The sequence below is a fragment of the Arthrobacter sp. R-11 genome, assembly GCF_049913155.1.
In the GTDB taxonomy this organism is placed as follows: Bacteria; Actinomycetota; Actinomycetes; order Actinomycetales; family Micrococcaceae; genus Arthrobacter.
Genome location: NZ_CP183979.1, coordinates 1,769,872 through 1,793,174 on the forward strand (window position 1 = coordinate 1,769,872; position 23,303 = coordinate 1,793,174).

Below are 23,303 nucleotides of genomic sequence, written 5' to 3' on the forward strand. Positions count from 1 at the left end.
ATGGTCACCACGCCCACCCGCCAGGCACCCGCCAAGAAGGCGGCCCGGCAGACCAGAGGGCTTCGGGACCGCCTCCGCAGGATCTGGGACGGCATCGAAGGCAAGGGCGCGGCAGCCAACAGTTCCACCTATTACCTGATCCTTGGCTGCACCCTGGCCCTCACCGCGATCGGTATCATGATGGTGCTCTCCGCCTCCAGCGTGGAGGCCATCTCGGTAGGCAGGTCACCGTACGCGGATGCCATGAAGCAGGCCGGTTTCGGCGCGCTCGGCGTAGTTGCCATGTACCTCATTTCACGGACCAACGTGACCTGGATGAAGCGGCTTTCCTGGCCGGCCATGGGCGCGGTGGCCGTACTCCTTGTCCTCGTCCAGGTGATCGGCCGCAAGACCCTCGGCAACCAGAACTGGATCGACGTCGGCGGGGTCAGCATCCAGCCTTCGGAAATCGCCAAGCTCGTCCTCTGCGTCTGGATCGCCACGGTGCTGGCCCGCAAGGAGAAGCTGCTCCACCGCTGGATGCACGTGATCATCCCGGTGGTGCCGGGTGCCGGACTCATCCTTGGCCTGGTCCTGTTGGGCAACGACCTCGGCACCGCCATCGTCGTCATGGCGATCATCGCGGCCGGCCTGTTCTTCGCGGGCGTGCCCGGGAAGATGCTTGCCATCGCCGGCGCGGCCGGCGCGGTCGCCGCCACCGTGTTGACCCTCAGCAGCGCCAACCGCATGTGCCGCATCACCTCCTGGCTCGGCAACGCCTCGGACACCTGCAAGGCGCAGTTCGACTTCGACTTCCAGTCCACCAACGGCATGTACGGCCTCGCCCAGGGCGGTTGGACCGGTCTTGGCCTGGGCCAGAGCCGGCAGAAGTACAACTGGCTGCCCGAAGCCCACAACGACTTCATTTTCGCGATCATCGGCGAGGAACTGGGCCTGTTGGGCACCATCGTCGTCCTGCTGCTTTTCGCGATCCTGGGCATCGCGATCTTCCGCGTGGTGATCCGTCAGACCGACCCCTTCCAGCGCACCCTGGCCGGCTCCATCATGGTGTGGCTGCTGGGCCAGGCGAGCATGAACATGGCTGTGGTCACCCAGCTCCTGCCGGTCATCGGTGTGCCCCTGCCGTTCATTTCCTATGGCGGCTCGGCGCTGTTGATGTCCCTGTGCGGCGTGGGCGTAGTGTTGTCTTTGGCCCGCGCCCAGATCGCACCGGGCAACCGTCCCCGCCTGTGGCGCAGATCCGCGAAAACTGCACGAAAGCGTAAATAGCACTTCATGAATTCCCAGTCGAAGCCACTGTCAGTGGTGCTTGCCGGAGGCGGAACCGCCGGCCACATCAGCCCGATGCTCGCCATTGCCGATGCCCTGAAGGCCGCCCGCCCCGACGCCTCCTTCCTGGCAGTCGGCACCGCCGAAGGCATGGAAAGCCGCCTGGTCCCGGCTGCCGGCTACGAACTGGCCACTATTGGCAGGGTCCCGTTCCCGCGCCGGCCCTCGCTGGCGATGCTGAAGTTCCCGGCCCGTTTTGCCGGTGCCGTGAAGCAGGCCGGCCGCATCCTGGACGAAGCCGGAGCGGATGTGCTGGTGGGAGTCGGAGGCTATGTCTGCACTCCGATGTACCTGGCTGCCCGGAAGCGGAACATCCCCATCGTCATCCATGAGGCCAACAGCCGCCCCGGCCTGGCCAACCGCGTGGGTGCCCTGTTCAGCCGCCACATCGCCGTGGCCTTCCCGGAAACCCGGCTGCGGAACGCCCGCCACGTGGGCATGCCGATGCGCAAGGCGATCTCGGGCCTCGACAGGCACTCGGCCCGCGCGGAGGCCCGCCGGGCCCTGGGCCTGGCCGAAGACCGGCCGGCCCTCATTGTGACGGGCGGCTCCTCAGGCGCCCAAAGCATCAACCGCACCATCTCCGGTGCGCTGGACGCCCTCGCAACGGCCGGCGTCCAGACCCTGCACATCACCGGACGGGGCAAGGAAGTCAAGGACGACGGCGGCGCGCTGCTCAGCGCCGACGGCTACCGGCAGGTCGAGTACATCGACGGCATGGAAAACGTCTACGCCGCCGCCGACGTGCTGCTGGCCCGCGCCGGCGCGGCGACAGTGTGCGAGGTGGCCGCCGTCGGCGTTCCCGCCGTCTTCGTTCCGCTGCCGGTGGGCAACGGCGAACAGGCCCTGAACGCCCGCGCCCTGGTGAACGGCGGCGCCGCCCTCCTCGTTGAGGACAAGGCCCTCACCGCCGAGTGGCTCGAGCGCGAACTGATCCCGCTGCTCGGCGACCGGCAGCGCCTCGAAAACATGGCCGCCAAGGCCGAAAGCCTCGGCATTAGAAACGCCGATCAGCGGATGGCTGATCTTGTCCTGGAAGCGGTATCCGAATGACCCAGCCCATCGCAGACCTCAACTCCCTTGGCCGGGTGCACTTCATCGGGATCGGCGGGGTCGGCATGTCTGCCGTCGCCCGGATCATGGTTGCCCGTGGCGTGAATGTCAGCGGCTCCGACGCCAAGGACCTGCCCGTCATGCGCGAACTCGCCGCGGCAGGAGCACGGATCGCAGTCGGCTACGCCGCGGAGAACCTGGGGGACGCCCAGACCGTGGTAGCGGGCTCCGCGATCCGGCAGGACAACCCCGAACTGCTTGCCGCCCGGGCCGCCGGCCTGCCGGTGCTGCACCGCTCGGAGGGCCTTGCAGCGACCATGGGCACTGACCGTGTGGTGGCGGTGGCCGGAACCCATGGCAAGTCCACCACCACCTCCATGGTCACGGTGCTGCTGCAGCAGATCGGCCTTGACCCCTCCTTCGCGATCGGCGCCAATGTCCCGGCGCTCGGCGTCAACGCCGCCAGCGGCCGTTCGGACATTTTCGTGGCCGAGGCCGATGAATCCGACGCCTCCTTCCTGAACTACCGGCCGCTGATCGCCATCGTCACCAACGTCGAGGCCGACCACCTGGACCACTACGGCACGCCCGAGGCCGTCTTCGCCGCGTTCGACGCTTTCGCGGCCTTGTTGCCGGCGGACGGGCTATTGCTCGCCTGCGCGGACGACGACGGCGCCCGCGCCCTCGCTGCCCGGGTCCGGGCCGCGGGGGCCACCCGGGTCATGACGTACGGAACCGCCGACGACGCCGAGGTCCGACTGTACGACGAGGGTGCAGACGGCACCTGGGTCGGCCTGGCGGGCGAAAAGCAGCGCCTGGAGCTCCAGGTCCCCGGCCGCCACAACGCGCTCAACGCGACGGCAGCCTTCGCTGCCGCCGTCGAACTCGGCGCGGAGCCCGCGGCCGCAGCCGCCGCCTTGGCGCACTTCAGCGGCGCTGCCCGCAGGTTTGAGTTCAAGGGCGAAGGCAGGGGAGTGCGCGTCTACGACGACTACGCCCACCACCCCACGGAGGTCCGTGCCGCCCTCTCCGCCGCGCGCACCGTCGCCGGGGGCAAGAAGGTGCACGTCCTCTTCCAGCCGCACCTGTTCTCCCGGACCCGCGAGTTCTCCCGTGAATTTGCCGAAGCACTCAACCTGGCGGACACCGCCATGGTCCTGGACATCTACCCGGCCCGCGAAGATCCCATCCCGGGCATCACCAGCGCGCTGATCACGGAGCACCTGCGTTCCGGACGCCTCGTTGCCGCCGACGACGCCGTCGGGGAAATCGTGGCCGGCGCCGCGGAGGGCGACATCATCCTCACCGTGGGCGCCGGTGACGTCACGGCCTACGGGCCCCGGATCGTGGAGCGACTGCGTGGCTAGCACGCGGAAGCCCACCTTCAAACCCGGGAGCGGTAGCAAGCCGGGGGCCGAGGCCGGGCCCGGCGTGATCAGCGCGGAGCGGACACTCGAGGGGCAGCCGTCACCCGAAGGCGGACGGCCCGCGGGATTCTCCGCCACCAAAGCCGCGGCACCTGGTGTTGCTGAAGCCGTCGCGAAGGAAAACACTGCCAAGGAAAACACTGCGAAGGTCCTCGCTTTCCCCGAGCCCAAGGGGCGCAAACGGAAGCGCATCGCCCTCACGACTGCCGCCGTGATCATTGCCTTGGTAGCGGGGTTCCTTGCGGCCGCGGTCTATTCGCCCATGCTCGCCGTCCGCACCATCACGGTGGACGGAGCCAAACTGCTGAAGGCGGACGCCATCCGGAAGGCGCTGGCGCCGGTGGAGGGGACGCCCCTTCCGCAAATCGACGACGCCGAAATCACCCGGCTGCTCAAGCCGCTGGTCCAGGTGCGCTCGGTCAGCACGGAGGCCCGGCCGCCGTCGACGCTGGTGGTCCACGTCGTGGAGCGGGTGCCGGTGGCCCTGCTGAAGAAGGACAGCGACTACCTGCTGGTGGACGTGGACGGGGTCCAGCTGGGCTCCACCAAGGACCCGGCCTCCGTGCCCCTGCCCCTGATTGAGGGCAGTGCGGCCAGGGCCGAGCTATTCAAGGCCATCACGGCCGTGCTGGCAACGCTTCCCGCGGATGTCCTGGCAAAGATGGCCAGCGCTTCGGCCAAATCCCCGGACGCCGTGGAGCTCAGGCTCATTGACGGCAAGACGGTGGTTTGGGGCAATGCGGAGGAAAAGGAGCTTAAGGCCAGGGTGCTCGAAGCGCTCCTGAAGGCCCCGGCCGATCCCAGGGTTCCGGTGAACGTCTATGACGTTTCCGCGCCCCGGCATCCACTGACGAAATAGCCCCCGCCGGGGTGGCCGAAGCCCGGTAACAAGCAGGCGGCCTCGGGCTAATTTCGGGACATTCACACGACACGCTGAGCCGGTCATTGAATGTCCGATGCCCAGCCCATACCGTCGCATAAGAGTTACTTGACATAACTATAACCTTCAACTAGAGGGTTAAGGTCCAAGGATTCAAGTTGGACTCGATCAGTTTCGCTATAGGACACAAGCAAGGGGCACGAAACGTGGCAGCACCGCAGAATTACTTGGCCGTCATCAAGGTCGTCGGCATCGGCGGCGGTGGCGTGAACGCAGTCAACCGGATGATCGAAGTAGGCCTTCGGGGTGTCGAGTTCATCGCTATCAACACCGACGCGCAGGCCCTTCTCATGAGCGACGCCGACGTCAAACTCGACGTCGGACGCGAACTCACCCGCGGCCTCGGCGCGGGTGCCAACCCCGACGTCGGACGCCAGGCCGCCGAAGACCACGCCGACGAGATCGAAGAGGTCCTGCGCGGCGCGGACATGGTCTTCGTGACCGCCGGCGAAGGCGGCGGCACCGGAACCGGTGGCGCCCCCGTGGTTGCCCGCATCGCCCGTTCCCTCGGTGCGCTGACCATCGGGGTTGTGACCCGCCCCTTCACCTTCGAGGGCCGCCGCCGCGCAACCTCGGCCGAGAACGGCATCGACGCCCTGCGCGACGAAGTCGACACCCTCATCGTCATCCCCAACGACCGCCTCCTTTCCATCAGCGACCGGAACGTCTCCGTCCTTGACGCTTTCCGCTCCGCCGACCAGGTGCTGCTCTCCGGTGTCCAGGGCATCACCGACCTCATCACCACCCCCGGCCTGATCAACCTCGACTTCGCCGATGTGAAGTCCGTCATGCAGGGTGCGGGCTCCGCGCTCATGGGCATCGGTTCGGCCCGTGGCGAAGACCGGGCCGTCAAGGCCGCCGAACTCGCCATCGCCTCGCCGCTGCTCGAAGCGTCGATCGACGGCGCCCACGGCGTCCTGCTGTCCATCCAGGGCGGTTCGGATCTCGGTCTCTTCGAAATCAACGAGGCCGCCCGCCTGGTCCAGGAAGTGGCGCACCCCGAAGCCAACATCATTTTCGGCGCCGTCATCGACGACGCCCTGGGTGACGAAGCGCGCGTCACCGTCATCGCGGCCGGCTTCGACGACGTCAAGGCCACTTCGCCGTCCATGAACCAGCCCGCCGCCCAGCCGGCAGCCCAGCAGCAGGCTCCTGCCGCGCCGGAGCGTCCTGCAGCCCATGCAGCTCCGGCCTACCAAGCGCCGCAGCACGTCCCGGCCGGTGTCGCCAGCTCGGGCCTGAGCAACTGGGGCCAGCAGCGCCCGACCGCGCTGCCCGCCGATTCCGGTTTCGATGTCGACCTTCCCGCCGTGGTGGAACCGGACCTGTCCGGCGGCCGCAGCGACGACCTCGACGTTCCGGATTTCCTCAAGTAACCCCGGGGAGCAAGTCAGCAGTGTTTTGGTGGCGTAAGGAAGTACGGCCCGGACTGTGGGTCGCCTTCACCGATGCCGACGCCGGCAACCTTGCCCTGCACGTGGGCGACGACCCGGACGAAGTCCTGGTGCGCCGGGCCCGGCTGGAATCAGCAGCCGGGCTCGGCGACCGGAATTTCCGGTACATGTCCCAGGTACACGGCAACACCGTGTGCTTCGTCGGGGAATCCCCCGAACCGCCCACCGCGGATGCGATGGTCTCCACCGGGCAGCCCCTTGCCGTGATGGTGGCCGACTGTGTTCCTGTGGTCCTGGCGGGTGAAAGTGCCCAGGGGCCTGTGCTCGGTGTTGCCCACGCGGGCAGGCCGGGCGTTGCGTCCGGCGTGGTGGCCGCCACCGTCGGCGAAATGCGGCAGCGGGGCGCTGAGGACATCAAAGCCTGGATCGGCCCCTCGATCTGCGGGAAGTGCTATGAGGTTCCCGGGGAGCTCCGGGCCGAGGTCGCTGCGGCCGTGCCCGGGACCTGGTCCGTGACTTCCTGGGGAACGCCGGCGCTGGACCTGCCGGCGGGAGTCCGCGCCCAGCTCGGGGACCTCGCTGTCCCGGTTGAATACTCGGGTGAATGCACCAAGGACAGTCCGGGCTTGTTCTCGTACCGCCGCCAGCAGCAGACCGGGCGCTTTGCAGGGCTGGTGTGGACCCATGGCTGAGTCCGGCCCGGCAGGGACCAACGAGGAAGGCGGCATGGACGAGCGGGCGCTTCAACTGCAGGAGCGGCTGACCGCCGTGCGTGCCCGGATTTCCGCGGCGACCCTGGCCGCGGGACGCTCCGTGGAACCGGAGCTTATCGTGGTCACCAAATTCCATCCGGCCGCCGACGTCGCACGCCTGGCCGCCCTGGGAATCCGGGACGTGGGGGAGAACCGCGACCAGGAAGCTTCGGCCAAGGCCGCCGGGCTTACCGAGCTCGGGCTCCGCTGGCACTTCATCGGACAGCTCCAGAGCAAGAAGGCAAAGTCGGTGGTGAAGTACGCACATTCGGTGCAGTCCGTCGACCGCCTCCAACTCGTCGAGGCACTTGCCAAAGCCATGCTTCGGGCCCAGGAGGAAAGCGGCCGCGCCGAACTGGAATGCTTCATCCAGGTCAGCCTGGACGACGACGCCGGGGAGCACCGCGGCGGGACCGCGCCGGCCGCCGTCGGGCAGCTTGCGGACAGCATCGCCTCCGCTGCCGGGCTCCGGCTCGCCGGGGTGATGGCGGTTGCGCCGCTCGGCGCCCGTCCTGAAGACGCGTTCGAAGAGCTCGCCGGGATTTCCGCAGCGTTGCGCGAGGCCCATCCCGGTGCGACTGCGGTTTCCGCGGGGATGAGCCAGGACCTTGAAGCTGCCGTGCGCTTCGGGGCGACACACCTGCGAATCGGCTCCGATATTCTCGGTTCCCGTCCCCCCGTGGGGTAGCGTCAGGGTATTGGAAGCGACGGGCCGAGGCATCCAATCTGAGTCACGGGCGGCCCGCCAACTGCAGACACGATTGGAGTCCAGCATGGCTGGCGCATTGCGCAAGACAATGGTTTATCTTGGGCTCGCCGACGGCGATGAGCACTACGAGTCTGAGCACCACCTGCCGCACAGGGACGAGGAGCACGCCGCCGCTGCCGAGCAGGAAGAACGCCGCGCCCCCGCACCTGTCCGGGAAGCCGTCCGTGAAGTACCCCAAGCCGCCGCCGAAGAGGAATACCGCGCCCCCGTGACACCCATCAAGCGTGCGGCATCGAGCCGCGAAGACAGCTCCGGACTCCGCCAGATCACCACCGTCCACCCCCGCTCCTACAATGACGCCAAGATCATCGGCGAAAGCTTCCGGGACGGGATCCCGGTGATCATGAATGTCACCGACATGGGCGAGGCGGACGCCAAGCGCCTGGTGGACTTCTCCGCGGGCCTGGTCTTTGGTCTGCACGGCAGCATTGAACGCGTCACCAACAAGGTGTTCCTGCTGTCGCCGTCGTATGTCGAAGTCCTTGGCGACGACAAGAAGGCTAGTGAGGCACAGGCCTCGTTCTTCAACCAGAGCTGACGGGCTCCACAGCTTGTTTCAGATGCCAGGCAGGCCAACTGCCTGGCATCTGTGTTGGAATAGAGAACACAGCCGTTGCGATCGAGGAGAACTGAGCTAAGCCGTGGGCATTGTTTTTGGCCTTATTTACATCGCATTGCTGCTGTTCCAGATTTCCCTCATCATCAGGATTGTCTTTGACCTGGTGCAGATGTTTGCCCGGCAATGGCGTCCGCGTGGGGCTGCCCTGGTGGCGGCCCACGTGGTCTATTCCATGACGGACCCGCCCATCAAGCGGATCCGCCGCCTGGTGCCGCCCCTGCAGCTGGGCTCCGTTTCCCTTGACCTGGCGTTCCTGATTGTCTTCATTGTGGTGGTTATCGCCATGGGATTCACCTGGTCGCTGGTGTAGCTTCTTTGTAGGACAGGGACCCCGGCAAACTCCGCCGGCCCGGTCCGGTTCCCCGTAATTAGCGCCAAGGGGTGTTGAATTGGGGGAATCAGATGATATTTAGGTACCGTAGGTTTTGAACGGCCGGAAGGCCTCCTGACTGACTAGACCAACGAGGTGACCAGATGGCTTTGACGCCAGAAGACGTTGTCAACAAGCGCTTTCAGCCGACCAAGTTCCGTGAGGGCTACGACCAGGATGAGGTTGACGATTTCCTTGACGAAATCGTCGTCGAACTGCGCCGCCTGAACCAGGAGAACGACGAGCTGCGCAAGAAGCTCGCCGAGGCTGGAACTCCCGTCGCTGCCAACGCCACCCCGGCACCGGTCGTTGAAAAGGTCCCTGCTCCGGTCAAGGCCGACAAGGACGCAGAAGCCAAGGCGAAGGCGGAGGCCGAAGCGAAGGCTGAAGCGGAAGCCAAGGCCGCCGAAGCGGAAGCCAAGAAGAAAGCGCAGGCCGCCGCTCCGGCCGCACCCGCACCCGCCGCCGCAGCTTCGGTCGCTTCCCCCTCCGCCGAGTCCGCCGCAGGCCTGCTGGCCATGGCCCAGCAGATGCACGACAAGCACGTTGCCGACGGCGAGCAGCAGAAGGAAAAGATCATCGCCGAGGCGCAGATCGAAGCTTCCACCCTCGTCAACGATGCGCAGGACAAGTCCCGCAAGATCCTCGGCGCACTTGAGCAGCAGCGCTCCGTCCTCGAGCGCAAGGTGGAGCAGCTCCGCGGCTTCGAGCGCGACTACCGCTCCCGCCTGAAGGCCTACATCGAAGGCCAGCTGCGCGACCTCGACGCCCGTGGTTCGGTCGCCGCCCCCGAGGTCGGCGAAGCTGCCGCAGAGGTCTAAGCAAGTATTCTGAAAGCCGGTGGCTGAGGACTCCTCGGCCACCGGCTTTCGCTGTTAAGCGCAGCACCCCACAGTCCCCGGATGAAAGCACTATGAGCGACGAACACAACAGCGGCACCACGGAACCGGACCGCACCATACGCCGGACCCCCCGACCGGGGCTGCTTTGGCTCTTCGCGGGCTTTGCGGCATTCGCCTACGCCTTTGACCAGCTGACCAAGCTGTGGGTCACCAGCACCATGGTGGAAGGGGAACGCATCCCGGTCCTGCCCCCTTTGCTGCATTGGTACTACATCCGCAACTCCGGGGCGGCCTTCTCGATCGGCGAGAACGTCACCTGGGTCTTCACGCTCGTCATGGCCGGGGTGTCCGTGGCCATTTTCTTCCAGCTGCGCAAACTCGGTTCGGTCTGGTGGGCCCTGTCCCTCGGGCTGCTGCTCGGCGGCGCCCTCGGCAACCTGACGGACCGGCTCTTCCGTGAGCCTTCCTTCGCCATGGGGCACGTCGTGGACTTCATTCAGCTGCCGAACTTTGCGATCTTCAACGTCGCAGATTCCGCGGTCGTCAGTGCGGTCGTGGTGATCTGCCTGCTTACCCTGCGCGGGATCGGCCTGGACGGGTCAAAGCAGCAGCCGGCGGCTAAGCAGGCTGACACGGACCAGACCGAAACGAACCAGACCGAAACCGACCGGGAAGCGTCCGGCGATGCCTGAGACCTTCCACGTGCCTGAGGAACTCGGTGGCGCCCGCGCCGATGCCGGTCTGGCAAAGCTCATGGACATTTCGCGTTCCGCGGCCGCCCTCTTGCTGGCCGAAGGCAACGTCAGGGCGGGCAAGGCGGTCCTGGCGAAATCCGCCAAGCTCACAGCCGGCTCCGTTCTGTCAGTAACCGTTCCCGAGCGCCGGGACCCCTTGGAAGTCGTGGAGGAAGTAGTGGAAGGCCTTAACATCCTGCTGGACGATGAGGACTTTGTCGTCATCGACAAGCCCGTGGGTGTTGCGGCGCATCCGTCACCCGGCTGGGTGGGCCCAACCGTCGTCGGAGGCCTTGCAGGCGCCGGGTACCGGATCTCCACCTCGGGGGCTGCCGAGCGTGCCGGGATCGTGCACCGGCTCGACGTCGGAACCTCCGGGGTGATGGTGGTCGCCAAGACCGAGCACGCCTACACCGTGCTCAAGCGCGCCTTCAAGGAGCGGACCGTCGACAAGGTCTACCACGCTGTGGTCCAGGGCCTGCCGGAGCCCCTCGAAGGCACCATCGACGCCCCGATCGGCCGCCACCCGGGCCACGACTGGCGCTTCGCCGTTATCGAGGACGGACGCCCCTCGGTGACCCACTACGAGGTCCTGGAAGCCTACGGCAAGGCCAGCCTCGTGGAGGTGCACCTGGAGACCGGACGGACGCACCAGATCCGGGTCCATTTCTCGGCTCTGCGGCATCCCTGTGCAGGTGACCTCACCTACGGTGCCGACCCGCGCCTGGCAGCCACGCTCGGCCTCACCAGGCAGTGGCTGCACGCCCGGAGGCTCGGCTTCGCCCACCCCCGCAGCGGCGACTGGGTGGAGGTCACCAGCCAGTACCCGGCGGACCTCCAGTACGCGCTGGACCTGCTGGCCAGCGGCGACGCCTGAGCCACCACGGCACGTCCTTGGTCCGTTGACCCTGCCCCGGGCCGGGGTTACGGTGTGTGCATCATTGGCGCGTCTAGCCGCGAGGCAGGAGGCTAGGGATGCAGACAAAGCAGCGGATGCAGACAAAGCAGCGGATGCAGACAAGGCAGCGAGGAAGCCTTTCCCGGCCGGCGGCGGCGGTTGTCGCCGGAACCGTACTCTGGTTTGCCGGCATCACCCCGGCGCAGCGCGTTTACACCACCCGGGACGCGGCACGCCGCCTCGAGATCCTTGAGCACTCCGGTCCGCGGTGGGTGGCCGGGCAGCATGTGGCCGCGATGGGGACGGCGGCCGTACCGGTGGCCTTCGCCGTCTTGGCCAAGGAGTTTCCCCGCGGGCGGGCCCGCGGCCTGGCCGGGACTGCGGCGGCCGCCTTGCTCGTGGGGGCTCCGATGTTCGTCTGGTGCCTGGCGGACCGGGGGAGCGACATCGAGCGTTTCGCCTACCGCCGTGGCGCAGCCTGGCCCTTTGCCTTCTACGCCTGGTCGCATGTGGCCGCCCTCGCCGCGCTTGCCGGGGCCTTCGCCGCGCTGCCCGCTCCGCGCCCATCCCCGACGGCGTTTGCCCTGGCCGGAACGTCCGCCGCCTCTGCCGCCGTGCTGGCTGCTACCGGGGACATTCCGCCTTTCGTGTTCTACCTCGCAGAGGGTGCGGCGGCCGCCGTGCTGCTCCGGTGGACACCCGACGACGGCGGGGACGGCTGAGCCGCTCGACGGTAGACTGGCGTGGTGACTTCCAGCAATGCCTCGTTCGTCCACCTGCACACCCATACCGAGTACTCGATGCTGGACGGGGCGGCCCGGCTTGGCGAGTTGTTCAACGAGACCGAGCGGCTGGGAATGCCGGCCCTGGCCACCACCGACCACGGCTACCTCTTCGGTGCCTTCGACTTCTGGAAGAAGGCCACGGACAAGGGCATCAAGCCGATCATCGGTGTCGAGGCCTATGTCACCCCCGGCACCGCCCGCACGGACAAGGAGCGCGTACGGTGGGGCGATGAAAGCCAGCGCAAGGACGACGTCTCCGGTGGTGGCGCCTACACCCACATGACATTGCTCAGCTACAACAACGTGGGCATGCGGAACCTCTTCCGGGCCTCCTCGATCGCTTCGCTCGATTCGGTCTTCGGCAAGTGGCCCCGCCTGGACCGGGAACTGCTGAACACGTATTCCGAAGGCCTGATCGCCACCACCGGCTGCCCCTCCGGCGAAATCCAGACCAGGCTCCGCCTCGGCCAGTACCGTGAGGCGCTCGAAGCCGCCGCGGAATTCAGGGACATCTTCGGCGCGGAGAATTACTTCTGCGAACTCATGGACCACGGCCTGGACATCGAACGGCGGGTCACCGGCGACTTGCTGCGCCTGGCCAAGGACCTGAACATCCCCCTGGTGGCCACCAACGACCTGCACTACACGCACGAACACGATGCCAAGGCCCATGAAGCCCTGCTGGCCATCCAGTCCGGCTCGACACTGCTGGAGCCCACCTACGACCAGGGCGGCTCGCGCTTTGCCTTCTCCGGCAGCGGCTACTACCTGAAGTCCCCGCAGGAGATGCGGGAACTGTTCCGCGACCATCCGGAGGCCTGCGACAACACCCTTCTCATTGCCGAGCGATGCGAAGTGTCCTTCAACACGGGCGCCAACTACATGCCCCGCTTCCCCTGCCCGCCGGGGGAGGACGAGACCTCCTGGCTGGTCAAGGAAGTGGCCAAGGGCCTGGAGTACCGCTACCCGCAGGGCGTCCCGGACAAGGTCCGCAAACAGGCGGACTATGAACTCGACGTCATTACGTCCATGGGCTTCCCGGGCTACTTCCTGGTGGTTGCCGACTTCATCAACTGGGCCAAGAACAACGGCATCCGGGTGGGTCCGGGGCGTGGTTCCGGCGCCGGTTCCATGGTCGCCTACGCCATGCGCATCACCGACCTGGATCCGCTGGAACACGGCTTGATCTTCGAACGCTTCCTCAACCCGGACCGCGTGTCCATGCCCGACTTCGACGTCGACTTCGATGATCGCCGCCGTCCCGAGGTCATCGACTACGTGACCCGGAAGTACGGCGACGAGCGCGTGGCCATGATCGTCACGTATGGCACTATCAAGACCAAGCAGGCGCTCAAGGACTCCTCCCGCGTGCTCGGCTACCCCTTCAGCATGGGCGAGACGCTCACCAAGGCCCTGCCGCCCGCCGTCATGGCCAAGGACATCCCGCTTGCGGACATCCAGAACCCGCAGGCGAAGCGCTACGGGGAAGCCGGGGACTTCAGGCAGCTGATCTCCACGGACCCCGAAGCCGCCAAGGTCTTCGAGACCGCCCTCGGCATCGAGGGCCTGAAGCGCCAATGGGGCGTCCACGCCGCCGGCGTGATCATGTCCTCGGACCCGATCATCGACGTCATCCCGATCATGCGCCGCTTCCAGGACGGCCAGGTCATCACCCAGTTCGACTACCCCACGAGCGAAGGCCTCGGCCTGATCAAGATGGACTTCCTGGGCCTGCGGAACCTGACGATCATTTCCGATGCCCTCGAGAACATCAAGCTCAACCGCGGCATCGAACTGGACCTTGAAACCCTGGCCCTGGACGACGCGGCGTCCTATGAGCTGCTGGCCCGCGGCGACACCCTGGGCGTGTTCCAGCTCGACGGCGGGCCCATGCGTTCACTGCTCAAGCTGATGAAGCCTGACAACTTCGAAGACATCTCCGCCGTGCTGGCCCTGTACCGTCCGGGCCCGATGGGCGCCAACGCGCACACCGACTACGCCCTGCGCAAGAACAAGATCCAGGACGTCATTCCGATCCACCCGGAGCTGGCCGAGCCGCTGGAAGACATCCTCGGCGGCACCTTCGGCCTGATCGTGTACCAGGAACAGGTCATGGCCGTGGCGCAGAAACTGGCGGGCTACTCGCTCGGCCAGGCAGACATCCTGCGCCGTGCGATGGGTAAGAAAAAGAAGGAAGAGCTGGACAAGCAGTTCGCCGGCTTCTCCCAGGGCATGCAGGACAACGGCTACTCCATGGAGGCGGTCAAGACCCTCTGGGACATCCTGCTGCCGTTCTCCGACTACGCCTTCAACAAGGCGCACTCCGCCGCATACGGCGTCATCTCGTACTGGACCGCCTACCTGAAGGCGCACTACGCGCCCGAATACATGGCCGCCCTGCTGACCTCCGTGGGCGATGACAAGGACAAATCGGCCATCTACCTGAACGAGTGCCGGCGCATGGGCATCACCGTGCTGCCGCCGGACGTCAACGAATCCGCCCTGACCTTCACCCCGGTGGGCACCGACATCCGTTTCGGCATGGGCGCCATCCGCAACGTCGGCTCCAACGTCGTCGATTCCATGGTCACGGCCCGCCAGGAGCAGGGCCGCTACGAATCGTTCTCGGACTTCCTGATGAAGGTTCCCGCCGTGGTGTGTAACAAGCGGACCATCGAATCCCTCATCAAGGCCGGCGCCTTCGACTCGCTGGGGCACTCCCGCCGCGCCCTGGCGATGATCCACGAAGAAGCGATCGACTCCGTCATCACCCTCAAGCGCAACGAGGCGATCGGCCAGTTCGACCTGTTCGCCGGCTTCGAGGACGACAAATCTGAGCCTTCCTTCACCACCGACATCCCGGACCTGCCGGAATGGGAAAAGAAGGACAAGCTCGCCTTCGAGCGGGACATGCTGGGACTCTACGTCTCGGACCACCCGCTGCAGGGCCTGGAAGGGGTGCTCAGCCAGCACGCCGAACAATCCATCTCCTCGATCATCGCCGAAGACGGCCCCCACGACGGGGCGATCGTCACTATCGCGGGCATGATCACCTCGCTGAGCCGCCGGATCGCCAAGGCGAGCGGCAACGCCTACGCCAGGGCAGAGATCGAAGACCTGGGCGCATCGATGGAGGTCATGTTCTTCGGGCAGGTCTACGGACCGATCGCTTCCGTCCTCGCCGAAGACCTGATCGTTGTGGTCAAGGGCCGGCTCCAGCGCCGCGACGACGGTGCCGTCACCTTGAACTGCATGGAGCTTTCGGTCCCGGACTTGAGCGAGGGCGTGAACGGGCCGCTGGTCATCACCATGCCCACGCACAAGGCCACCGAGGCGGTTGTCACAGAACTGAGGGACGTGCTTGGCAACCACCGCGGCAATTCCGAGGTCCGGCTGAACCTCCACGGGGACACGAAGATCGAGGTGATGGCCCTGCCGATCCATCTGCGGGTGAACCCGAACCCCGCGTTGTTCGGGGACCTGAAGGTGCTGCTCGGCCCGGCCTGCCTGGATAGCTGACTGCCTGGACAGCTGGGCGGCCGGGCTCAGATTTCGTAGTCGAGCGGGACGGGTTGCCCGTAGCTGCCCGAGTGGTACAGCAGCGGGCTCCCGTCCTCGCCCACCTGTCCGTCCACCACTTCGACGACGACCACCGCGTTGTTCTCGAAGGAAAGACGCATCTGGATCTTCCCGATGAGCCAGCCGGTGACGTTTTTCAGCAGCGGCACCCCGAAGGGGCCAGGCTCCCAGTGGTCGCCTTCGAAGCGCTCTATGCCGCCGCGGGCGAAACGGTCCGCCAGGGCTTCGTTTTCGTGGCCGAGCATGTGCAGCCCGATGTACGTAGAGTTCGCGATGGCCGGCCAGGAGCTGGAACTGCGCGACATGTTGAAAGTGAAGCGGGGCGGCTCAGCGGACAGTGAGGCCACCGACGTCGCGGTGAATCCAAAGGGGCTGCCGTCCAGGTCCGCGGTGATGATGGAAACGCCCGCAGCGTGCCGCCGGAACATTTCCTTGAAGGTTCCCACGAAGGACGGGACGTCCGCAGCCATGGCCAGCTCCTGCTCGAAATCGTGATGGTGCTCTTGGGATCAGCGTATTCCCACGAGCCTCCGTGGGGGTATTCCGAGTATCCCGGCAACGCCTTGTTGCGGCCGTGAACGCAATGTTTGTTAATGTGGCACCCATGACCCTGCCTGCGTATGAGAGCACCGGACCCGCCCGGAACGGGATCCCGGCCGATGAAGGCGGGGAATCCGTACGGCGGGGCCGGGCCTGGCTGTGGTTCGTCGTGCCCGTGGCCGCCGGAGCCCTACTCGGCATTGCCTGGTGGCTGCTCGCCCCGGGTGGAGCCAACCTGCTCACCCGCGACGCCGCCCTCGCGGACCCCTCGACACCCCTGACGCGGCTTCCCCGGGACCTGGTGCTGGCCGGCTTGCTGCTGCTTGCCGGCTGTTTCACCGCCGTGCTGCTCGATTCGAGTCCGCCGGACAAGCGCCGCGGACTGCGGACCTTCCTGGCCGTTGCCGGGGGACTGGCGGGCGCAGCCGTGGCCTGGCAGTCGGGCATCCTGGCCGCAGGATGGTGGGGCTCCTCCGGCCGGGTTCCTGCCGGCGAAGATGGCTTCACCCTCCGTTCCGTCGTCGTGCTGCTCGTCTGGCCACTGGCTGTCGCGCTGCTGGCTTTCCTCTACAACCTGATCGGCCTGCTGAGCCGGGGAACACAGTCCGGCGGGCAGGCACACTAAAATGGCCGGGTGACCATTTCTCCGGAGAACCCAGCCGCCACCCCTACCGAGTCCCTTGAGTTCCGCAGCATCGACCTGCGGGGCCGCGCCCTTTCGCTCGCGGAACTGCGTGCGGCCGTGCCGCGGGCTCGGCATCAGACGGTGGCCGACGCTGAACAGAAGGTACGGGAGATCATCGCGGCTGTGCGTTCCCGCGGTTTTGCCGCGCTGGGCGAGTTCGCGCTGGCATTCGACGGCGTCGAGCAGGCCCACCCGCGCGTTCCGGCGGCGGCACTCGCCGAAGCCCTTGAGAGCCTCGATCCCGCGGTCCGTTCCGCCTTGGAAGAATCCATCAGCCGTGCCCGGCAGTTCGCCACCGCCCAGCGTCCGGCAGACGTCGACGTCGAACTCGGCGACGGTGCCGTCGTCAGCCAGAACTGGGTGCCCGTTGGCCGCGTCGGTCTATACGTGCCAGGAGGGCTGGCAGTGTATCCGTCGTCCGTGATCATGAACGTGGTTCCCGCCCAGGCGGCAGGCGTGCCCTCGGTGGCCCTGGCGTCGCCGCCGCAGAAGGAGTTCGGCGGCCTGCCCCACCCCACCATCCTGGCCGCTGCCGCGCTGCTCGGGATCGACGAGGTCTACGCCGTCGGCGGTGCCCAGGCAGTAGCCGCCTTCGCGTACGGCATCCCGGGCGCGGATGGTGAGGAAGCCATTGAGCCGGTGGACGTCGTCACCGGTCCCGGCAATATCTTCGTGGCGACGGCCAAGCGCCTCGTCAAGGGCGTGGTGGGCATCGACTCCGAGGCCGGCACCACCGAAATCGCCATCCTCGCCGACGGCACTGCGCGTCCGGACCTCGTGGCCGCGGACCTCATCAGCCAGGCCGAGCATGATCCGAAGGCGGCATCCGTGCTTGTCACGGATTCGCCGGACCTGGCTGCGGCCGTGGACGCCGAGCTCAAGCGCCAGGCCGCCCGGACCAAGCACCGCGAACGGGTGGTGACGGCCCTCTCCGGGCCGCAGTCCGGCGTCGTGCTGGTCGACAACCTGGACCAGGGTATCGCGGTGTGCGACGCATACGCGGCCGAGCACCTGGAGATCATGACGGCGGACGCGCCGGCGGTTGCCGCGCGGATCCGCAACGCAGGGGCGATTTTCGTCGGTGACTACAGCCCCGTCAGCCTCGGCGACTACTGTGCCGGCTCCAACCATGTGCTGCCCACCAGTGGCACTGCGGCGTTCTCCTCCGGGCTCAACGTCACCACCTTCCTCCGTGCGGTTCAGCTCATCAACTACAACCGGCAGGCGCTGGAAGAGGTCAGCCGGCACATTGTGAGCCTGGCCGGGGCCGAGGACCTCCCTGGCCACGGTGACGCCGTCACAATCCGCTTCGCGGGGGCATAAGCACTACATATACGGCGGGCCGCACTACATGTAGTAGTTACATGCTTGTCATTAGCCTGCGTGCGAACGTAAAATGGTGGCGGAAGCATTGCTTCCGCCACCATTGCTTTTCCGGCCCGATCCGGCCGGGAGCCACTGCGGATGAAACAGGGAGGCCGGCGTGTATTGTCCGTTTTGCCGTAACCCCGATTCCCGTGTGGTGGACAGCCGCATGGCCGAAGACGGCTCCTCCATCCGCCGCCGCCGGCAGTGCCCCGAATGCGGCCGCCGGTTCACCACGGTGGAAACCACCAGCCTGTCTGTGGTCAAGCGCTCAGGCGTCGGAGAACCCTTCAGCCGGAGCAAGATCATCAACGGCGTCCGCAAGGCGTGCCAGGGCCGTCCCGTCACCGAGGATGACCTTGCGATGCTCGCCCAGGAGGTCGAGGAGAACATTCGGGCATCCGGTGCGGCCGAGATCGATGCCCACCAGGTAGGCCTCGCCATCCTTGGCCCGCTGCAGAAGCTGGACCAGGTTGCCTACCTCCGCTTCGCCAGCGTCTACCAGGCGTTCGAATCCCTGGAAGATTTCGAATCCGCGATAGCGCTGCTGCGGGAAGAAGCCCAGCTCCGGCACGAAGTCGCCGGAAAGAACAGCAGGAGCAAGGCCGGCGCCAAGGGCGCCCAGTAACTCCATGCAAAGACTCCGGTGGTGGCGGCGGAGGGGAAGCCCCCGCCACCACCGGCACCAACCCTCTACTTGACGAGCTTGTGGTGGAAAGCGACTTCCAGGGCGGCGCCGACGATTCCGGCGTCGTTCTTCAGCTCCGCGGTGACGATCTTGGTCCGCAGTTCCAGGTGCGGGAAGTATTCGTCCGAGCGCTTGGAGATTCCGCCGCCGATGATGAAGAGCTCGGGGGAGAAGAGGAACTCGACGTGCTGCAGGTAGCGGTTGAGCTTGACCCCGTACTCGTCCCAGCTCAGGCCGTCGCGTTCGCGGGCGACGGCGGAGGCCTTCGTTTCGGCGTCATATCCGTCGACCTCGAGGTGGCCGAGTTCAGCGTTGGGGACCAGTTGGCCGTTGAAGATGAAGGCGGAGCCGATGCCGGTGCCGAGGGTGATGACCAGGACGGTGCCGTCCACGCCTTCACCGGCGCCGTAGCGGGCTTCGGCGAGGCCGGCGGCGTCGGCGTCGTTGATAACCTCGACCGGGCGGCCCAGGCGTTCGCTGAACAGGCTGTCGACGTCGGTCTCCAGCCAGGACTTGTCAACGTTCGCCGCTGAGCGGACCACGCCGTGCTGGATGATGCCCGGGAAGGTGACACCGACCGGCGAGCCTTTCGCCGGAGCCTCAGGACGGTCCGAAAGTTCTTCGACGATCTGGGCCACGACATCGGCGACGGCTTCCGGGGTGGCCGGCTGCGGGGTAGGGATCCGGAAGCGCTCACCGACGAGCTTGCCCTTCTTCAAGTCCACGATTCCGCCCTTGATGCCGGTACCGCCGATGTCGATCCCGATCAGCGGGGCGTTCTTGTGGGTCTTCGAATCCTTCGTCAATGCATGTCCGTTCTAGGCAGGTGGTTGGCGGCAGATGGGGCACTAGGCAAATAGGCGCGGGGCAGCCGGGACTTCCGGCGGCCCGGTCAGGGCAGCGTGAGGATTTCCGCGCCGGTGTCGGTCACGAGCAGGGTGTGTTCGAACTGCGCGGTGCGCTTGCGGTCCCGGGTCACTACGGTCCAGTTGTCCGGCCACATGTCCCATTCGACCGTGCCGAGGGTGAGCATGGGTTCGATGGTGAAGACCATGCCGGACTCGATGACCGTGTTGTAGGCCGGTGCGGCGTCGTAGTGCGGAATGATCAGGCCTGTGTGGAAGGCCTCGCCCACTCCGTGGCCCGTGAAATCACGGACCACTCCGTAACCGAAACGCTTTGCGTAGGATTCGATGGCCCTGCCGATCACGTTGATTTCGCGGCCGGGTGCCACTGCCTTGATGGCCCGGTTGAGGGACTCCTGTGTCCGCTCCACCAGGAGACGCGACTCTTCGTCGACGTCGCCCACCAGGAAGGTGTAGTTGGTATCACCGTGCACGCCATTGATGAACGCGGTGATGTCGATGTTCAGGATGTCGCCGTCCTGGACCACTGTGGAGTCCGGGATGCCGTGGCAGATGACCTCGTTGAGCGAGGAGCACAGCGACTTGGGGAAGCCCCGGTAGCCCAGGGTGGACGGGTACGCGTTGTGGTCCATGAGGAACTCGTGCCCGATCCGGTCCAGCTGGTCCGTTGTGACGCCCGGCTGGATGTGCTTTCCGACCTCCACGATCGCCTGCGCGGCAATCCGGCCCGCGATGCGGATCTTCTCGATGGTCTCCGCAGACTTTACTTCGGAGCCGGTGAACTTGGCCGGGGCCGGCTTGCCGACATACTCGGGGCGTGCAATCGACGCCGGAACCGGCAGCTGCGGGCTGACGGTTCCTTGGGTGAGCGTGCCGATGGGTGCAGTCAAAGCGGGGGAAGGCATAGATTGATCATATAAGGGAGCGACGAGACGCAGCTAACAATGCGGGCGGCCGGGCATGGCCGCCGCGAAAAGTTACGCGGCGGCCGCCCATCGGGAAGGAGTCACCGTGACGGAGTACTGGTACAACGTGCAGACCCACAAGGTCGAGGAGGACGCGTTGTCCGACTGGACCCAGCTGATCGGGCCGTACAAGACCCGCGAGGAAGCCGAGCACGCGCTTGAGAAGGTCCGGGCCCGCAACGAGGCGTGGGAGAAGGGCGACGAAGACTGACGGCGCGTCCGGCTAGAAGGAGTGCTCGGGGCCGGGGAAGGTGCCTGAGCGGACTTCTTCGGCATACGTCCGGGCGGCGTCACCGAGGATGCCCCGCAGGTTCGCGTACTGCTTGACGAACTTGGCCATCTTGCCGCCCCGGAGGCCGGCCATGTCCTGCCAGACCAGCACCTGGCCGGTGGTCGCATTCCCTGCTCCGATGCCGATCGTCGGCACCTTGATCGCGGCGTCGACCGCGGCGGCCGTGTCCGCCGGGACCATTTCCATCAGCACACTGAAGGCGCCGGCATCCACGAGTGCAACGGCGTCGTCGATCAACCGCTGTGCATCGTCCCCGCGGCCCTGGACCCGGTAGCCGCCAAGCGCGTGTTCGCTTTGCGGGGTGAAACCGATATGGGCCATCACCGGAATGCCGGCCTGCACCATTGCGCGGACCGTCGGTGCGTAATAGGCGCCGCCTTCGATCTTCACCGCCTGGGCCAGGCCCTCCTTGAGGAAGCGTACGCCGGTGGCCACCGCCTGCTCGGCGGACACTTCGTAGCTGCCGAAAGGCAGATCCGCCACGATAAGGGCCCGCTTGGCGGAGCGGGCGACGGCACGGCAGAGGGGGAGCAGTTCGTCCACTGTGACCGGAAGGCTGCTTTCGTTGCCGAAGACGTTGTTGGACGCGGAGTCGCCGATCAGCAGGACCTCGATGCCGGCCTGGTCGAAGATTTCGGCGGTGTACTGCTCGTAGGCCGTCAGCATGGCGAAGCGGGCGCCCTTGGCCTTGGCCTGCTGGAGGTGGTGGATGCGCACGCGGCCGGATGGCGCGGCGCCTGCCGCTCCGGCGGAAGGAGTGCCGGCAGAAGGAGCGCCAGCCGCCGACGGGCCGGAGCCGTACGGTGCGGTCGTCTCGTGGTTGGTGCCGGACTCGGGGTGGTTGCGCGATTCAGGGTTGCTCGGGGCCATGGACAAGAGCGTATGCGGTCCCCGTCCGGCTAGCCACCAGCGAGACAACGCTCCCGCTTTTGTAAACGCTGTGTTACGGGGAGTCCCGACATCGGCAATCGCGCACAATGCTTAGTAGAGTGAAGGCTGAGCTGCCGCGGGACCGGAGAAACTCCGCCTGCGGTGTGGACATTGAATCTGAAAAGGGGCCCCATGGACCGCCAGCAAGAGTTCGTACTGCGGACCATCGAAGAGCGCGACGTGCGCTTCGTGCGCTTGTGGTTTACCGACGTCGTCGGATCGCTCAAATCGGTGGCACTTGCCCCCGCCGAGGTGGAAGGTGCCTTCGAAGAAGGCCTCGGCTTCGACGGATCGGCGATCGAGGGCCTCGCCCGCGTCTTTGAGTCGGACATGCTTGCCCAGCCGGACCCGGCCACCTTCCAGATCCTGCCCTGGCGCGGAGACACCGAACAGACCTCCCGGATGTTCTGCGACATCCTCACCCCGGACGGCGAGCCGTCCGCCGCCGACCCCCGCAATGTCCTCAAGCGCACACTCGCGAAGGCCGCGGACATGGGGTTCACCTGCTACACCCACCCCGAAATCGAGTTCTACCTGCTGAAGTCCAGCGAGCTCGGTCCCGGCGGGGCGCCGGTTCCTGTGGACGAAGGCGGCTACTTCGACCACGTTCCGGGCGGCGTGGCCCAGGACTTCCGCCGCACCGCCGTCACCATGCTCGAATCCGTGGGCATCTCCGTGGAGTTCAGCCACCACGAGGGCGGACCCGGCCAGAACGAAATCGATCTCCGCTACGCGGACGCCCTGCAAACGGCGGACAACATCATGACCTTCCGCACGGTCATCAAGGAGGTGGCGCTGCAGCAGGGCACCTACGCCACCTTCATGCCCAAGCCGTTCACGGACCACCCCGGTTCCGGCATGCACACCCACTTTTCCCTCTTCGAGGGCGACACGAATGCCTTCTACGAAGCCGGCGCGGAATTCCAGCTCTCCAGGACGGCACGCCAGTTCATCGCGGGCATCCTCAAGCACGCCCCGGAGTTCACGGCCGTGACCAACCAGTTCGTCAACTCCTACAAGCGGCTGTGGGGCGGCGGTGAGGCTCCGAGCTACCTGAGCTGGGGCCACAACAACCGCTCGGCCCTGGTCCGGGTTCCGCTCTACAAGCCCGGCAAGGGCCAGTCAGCCCGCATCGAGTACCGCGGCATCGACTCCGCCACCAACCCCTACCTGGCTTATGCGGTGCTCCTGGGCGCCGGCCTGAAGGGCATCGAGGAAGGCTACGAGCTGCCGCCGGCGGCAGAGGACGACGTCTGGTCGCTGACCTCCGCTGAACGCAAGGCGATGGGCCACGCTCCGCTGCCGTCCAGCCTCCACGACGCCATCCGGGCCATGGAGGACTCCGAGCTCGTGGCCCAGATCCTCGGCGAGCAGGTCTTCGAACACTTCCTGCGCAACAAGCGGGCGGAATGGCAGGACTACCGGCTCCAGGTCACCCCGTACGAGCTTCAGCGCAACCTCGGCATCCTCTAGGCGGGCGG

Annotated in this window: 23 protein-coding genes; 19 read left to right on the plus strand and 4 right to left on the minus strand. The window is 66.5% G+C overall.

The annotated features are described in order from the left end of the window. From ftsW to dnaE, 14 genes are all read left to right on the plus strand, one after another. On the plus strand, positions 1–1,269 hold the full coding sequence (ftsW, locus tag ACN9M4_RS07970) for a putative lipid II flippase FtsW (protein WP_426302994.1): 1,269 nt from the start codon (positions 1–3) through the stop codon (positions 1,267–1,269). 6 nt (positions 1,270–1,275) lie between these two features. Next, entirely contained in the window at positions 1,276–2,382 is a 1,107-nt protein-coding gene (gene murG, locus ACN9M4_RS07975) for an undecaprenyldiphospho-muramoylpentapeptide beta-N-acetylglucosaminyltransferase (protein ID WP_426302995.1), read from the plus strand. After that, positions 2,379–3,749, plus strand: a complete 1,371-nt coding sequence (murC, locus tag ACN9M4_RS07980) for a UDP-N-acetylmuramate--L-alanine ligase (protein WP_426302996.1) — start codon at positions 2,379–2,381, stop codon at positions 3,747–3,749. The genes murG and murC overlap by 4 nt, the downstream gene beginning before the upstream one ends. Next, positions 3,742–4,668 carry an FtsQ-type POTRA domain-containing protein gene (locus tag ACN9M4_RS07985; RefSeq protein WP_426302997.1) on the plus strand — a complete coding sequence of 309 codons (927 nt, stop codon included), beginning with the start codon at positions 3,742–3,744 and terminating at the stop codon, positions 4,666–4,668. The genes murC and ACN9M4_RS07985 overlap by 8 nt, the downstream gene beginning before the upstream one ends. Before the next feature lie 227 nt (positions 4,669–4,895). Beyond that, positions 4,896–6,125, plus strand: coding sequence for a cell division protein FtsZ (gene ftsZ / locus ACN9M4_RS07990; RefSeq protein ID WP_426302998.1), 1,230 nt, complete (start codon positions 4,896–4,898; stop codon positions 6,123–6,125). A 20-nt stretch (positions 6,126–6,145) separates the two neighbouring features. Beyond that, complete coding sequence (locus tag ACN9M4_RS07995) at positions 6,146–6,835, plus strand: polyphenol oxidase family protein (protein WP_426302999.1); 690 nt, start codon at positions 6,146–6,148, stop codon at positions 6,833–6,835. Next, on the plus strand, positions 6,828–7,583 hold the full coding sequence (locus ACN9M4_RS08000) for a YggS family pyridoxal phosphate-dependent enzyme (protein ID WP_426303000.1): 756 nt from the start codon (positions 6,828–6,830) through the stop codon (positions 7,581–7,583). Before ACN9M4_RS07995 ends, ACN9M4_RS08000 begins: the two co-directional genes overlap by 8 nt. Positions 7,584–7,668: 85 nt before the next feature. Further along, positions 7,669–8,202: a cell division protein SepF gene (locus ACN9M4_RS08005; protein ID WP_426303001.1), complete on the plus strand. Its 534-nt coding sequence runs from the start codon at positions 7,669–7,671 to the stop codon at positions 8,200–8,202. A gap of 103 nt (positions 8,203–8,305) precedes the next feature. Next, positions 8,306–8,593: a YggT family protein gene (locus tag ACN9M4_RS08010; protein ID WP_426303002.1), complete on the plus strand. Its 288-nt coding sequence runs from the start codon at positions 8,306–8,308 to the stop codon at positions 8,591–8,593. Between the two features lie 164 nt (positions 8,594–8,757). Then, a complete protein-coding gene (locus ACN9M4_RS08015) occupies positions 8,758–9,474 on the plus strand; it encodes a DivIVA domain-containing protein (RefSeq protein WP_426303003.1) in 717 nt (238 codons plus the stop codon). Between the two features lie 92 nt (positions 9,475–9,566). Next, positions 9,567–10,187: a signal peptidase II gene (gene lspA / locus ACN9M4_RS08020; RefSeq protein ID WP_426303004.1), complete on the plus strand. Its 621-nt coding sequence runs from the start codon at positions 9,567–9,569 to the stop codon at positions 10,185–10,187. Beyond that, positions 10,180–11,106: an RluA family pseudouridine synthase gene (locus ACN9M4_RS08025; protein WP_426303005.1), complete on the plus strand. Its 927-nt coding sequence runs from the start codon at positions 10,180–10,182 to the stop codon at positions 11,104–11,106. The genes lspA and ACN9M4_RS08025 overlap by 8 nt, the downstream gene beginning before the upstream one ends. A 98-nt stretch (positions 11,107–11,204) precedes the next feature. Beyond that, the gene (locus tag ACN9M4_RS08030; protein ID WP_426303006.1) at positions 11,205–11,849 is read left to right on the plus strand and encodes a hypothetical protein; all 645 of its coding nucleotides are present in this window, start codon (positions 11,205–11,207) and stop codon (positions 11,847–11,849) included. 24 nt (positions 11,850–11,873) lie between these two features. Next, positions 11,874–15,431 carry a DNA polymerase III subunit alpha gene (gene dnaE / locus ACN9M4_RS08035; RefSeq protein WP_426303007.1) on the plus strand — a complete coding sequence of 1,186 codons (3,558 nt, stop codon included), beginning with the start codon at positions 11,874–11,876 and terminating at the stop codon, positions 15,429–15,431. Between the two features lie 26 nt (positions 15,432–15,457). On the opposite strand, the gene ACN9M4_RS08040 is transcribed toward dnaE, so the two are convergent. Then, positions 15,458–15,961, minus strand: coding sequence for a flavin reductase family protein (locus ACN9M4_RS08040; protein ID WP_426303008.1), 504 nt, complete (start codon positions 15,959–15,961; stop codon positions 15,458–15,460). Between the two features lie 134 nt (positions 15,962–16,095). Between ACN9M4_RS08040 and ACN9M4_RS08045 the strand changes: the two genes are divergently transcribed. The 3 genes from ACN9M4_RS08045 to nrdR all read left to right on the plus strand — a co-directional run bounded on the left by ACN9M4_RS08045 (position 16,096) and on the right by nrdR (position 18,709). After that, on the plus strand, positions 16,096–16,656 hold the full coding sequence (locus ACN9M4_RS08045) for a hypothetical protein (RefSeq protein ID WP_426303009.1): 561 nt from the start codon (positions 16,096–16,098) through the stop codon (positions 16,654–16,656). A gap of 9 nt (positions 16,657–16,665) precedes the next feature. Then, entirely contained in the window at positions 16,666–18,039 is a 1,374-nt protein-coding gene (gene hisD, locus ACN9M4_RS08050; RefSeq protein ID WP_426303010.1) for a histidinol dehydrogenase, read from the plus strand. 160 nt (positions 18,040–18,199) lie between these two features. Then, complete coding sequence (gene nrdR / locus ACN9M4_RS08055; RefSeq protein WP_426303011.1) at positions 18,200–18,709, plus strand: transcriptional regulator NrdR; 510 nt, start codon at positions 18,200–18,202, stop codon at positions 18,707–18,709. A gap of 65 nt (positions 18,710–18,774) precedes the next feature. Here the strand turns inward: nrdR and ppgK are convergent, their stop codons facing one another. After that, positions 18,775–19,575, minus strand: a complete 801-nt coding sequence (ppgK, locus tag ACN9M4_RS08060; RefSeq protein ID WP_426303012.1) for a polyphosphate--glucose phosphotransferase — start codon at positions 19,573–19,575, stop codon at positions 18,775–18,777. 86 nt (positions 19,576–19,661) lie between these two features. Then, positions 19,662–20,540 carry a type I methionyl aminopeptidase gene (map, locus tag ACN9M4_RS08065; RefSeq protein ID WP_426303013.1) on the minus strand — a complete coding sequence of 293 codons (879 nt, stop codon included), beginning with the start codon at positions 20,538–20,540 and terminating at the stop codon, positions 19,662–19,664. Positions 20,541–20,646: 106 nt separating this feature from the next. Between map and ACN9M4_RS08070 the strand changes: the two genes are divergently transcribed. Beyond that, entirely contained in the window at positions 20,647–20,811 is a 165-nt protein-coding gene (locus ACN9M4_RS08070) for an SPOR domain-containing protein (RefSeq protein ID WP_426303014.1), read from the plus strand. Between the two features lie 12 nt (positions 20,812–20,823). On the opposite strand, the gene panB is transcribed toward ACN9M4_RS08070, so the two are convergent. Beyond that, positions 20,824–21,762: a 3-methyl-2-oxobutanoate hydroxymethyltransferase gene (gene panB / locus ACN9M4_RS08075; RefSeq protein ID WP_426303015.1), complete on the minus strand. Its 939-nt coding sequence runs from the start codon at positions 21,760–21,762 to the stop codon at positions 20,824–20,826. 192 nt (positions 21,763–21,954) lie between these two features. Between panB and glnA the strand changes: the two genes are divergently transcribed. Beyond that, positions 21,955–23,295: a type I glutamate--ammonia ligase gene (gene glnA / locus ACN9M4_RS08080; RefSeq protein WP_426303016.1), complete on the plus strand. Its 1,341-nt coding sequence runs from the start codon at positions 21,955–21,957 to the stop codon at positions 23,293–23,295. Positions 23,296–23,303 lie beyond the last annotated feature (8 nt).

Bases quoted from the DNA above. Each gene is read 5' to 3' on its own strand.
- ftsW (WP_426302994.1), top strand. From the start codon at position 1: ATGGTCACCACGCCCACCCGCCAGGCACCCGCCAAGAAGGCGGCCCGG.
- murG (WP_426302995.1), top strand. From the start codon at position 1,276: ATGAATTCCCAGTCGAAGCCACTGTCAGTGGTGCTTGCCGGAGGCGGA.
- murC (WP_426302996.1), top strand. From the start codon at position 2,379: ATGACCCAGCCCATCGCAGACCTCAACTCCCTTGGCCGGGTGCACTTC.
- ACN9M4_RS08000 (WP_426303000.1), top strand. From the start codon at position 6,828: ATGGCTGAGTCCGGCCCGGCAGGGACCAACGAGGAAGGCGGCATGGAC.
- ACN9M4_RS08005 (WP_426303001.1), top strand. From the start codon at position 7,669: ATGGCTGGCGCATTGCGCAAGACAATGGTTTATCTTGGGCTCGCCGAC.
- ACN9M4_RS08015 (WP_426303003.1), top strand. From the start codon at position 8,758: ATGGCTTTGACGCCAGAAGACGTTGTCAACAAGCGCTTTCAGCCGACC.
- lspA (WP_426303004.1), top strand. From the start codon at position 9,567: ATGAGCGACGAACACAACAGCGGCACCACGGAACCGGACCGCACCATA.
- ACN9M4_RS08025 (WP_426303005.1), top strand. From the start codon at position 10,180: ATGCCTGAGACCTTCCACGTGCCTGAGGAACTCGGTGGCGCCCGCGCC.
- ACN9M4_RS08030 (WP_426303006.1), top strand. From the start codon at position 11,205: ATGCAGACAAAGCAGCGGATGCAGACAAAGCAGCGGATGCAGACAAGG.
- ACN9M4_RS08040 (WP_426303008.1), bottom strand. From the start codon at position 15,961: ATGGCTGCGGACGTCCCGTCCTTCGTGGGAACCTTCAAGGAAATGTTC.
- ACN9M4_RS08045 (WP_426303009.1), top strand. From the start codon at position 16,096: ATGACCCTGCCTGCGTATGAGAGCACCGGACCCGCCCGGAACGGGATC.
- map (WP_426303013.1), bottom strand. From the start codon at position 20,540: ATGCCTTCCCCCGCTTTGACTGCACCCATCGGCACGCTCACCCAAGGA.
- panB (WP_426303015.1), bottom strand. From the start codon at position 21,762: ATGGCCCCGAGCAACCCTGAATCGCGCAACCACCCCGAGTCCGGCACC.
- glnA (WP_426303016.1), top strand. From the start codon at position 21,955: ATGGACCGCCAGCAAGAGTTCGTACTGCGGACCATCGAAGAGCGCGAC.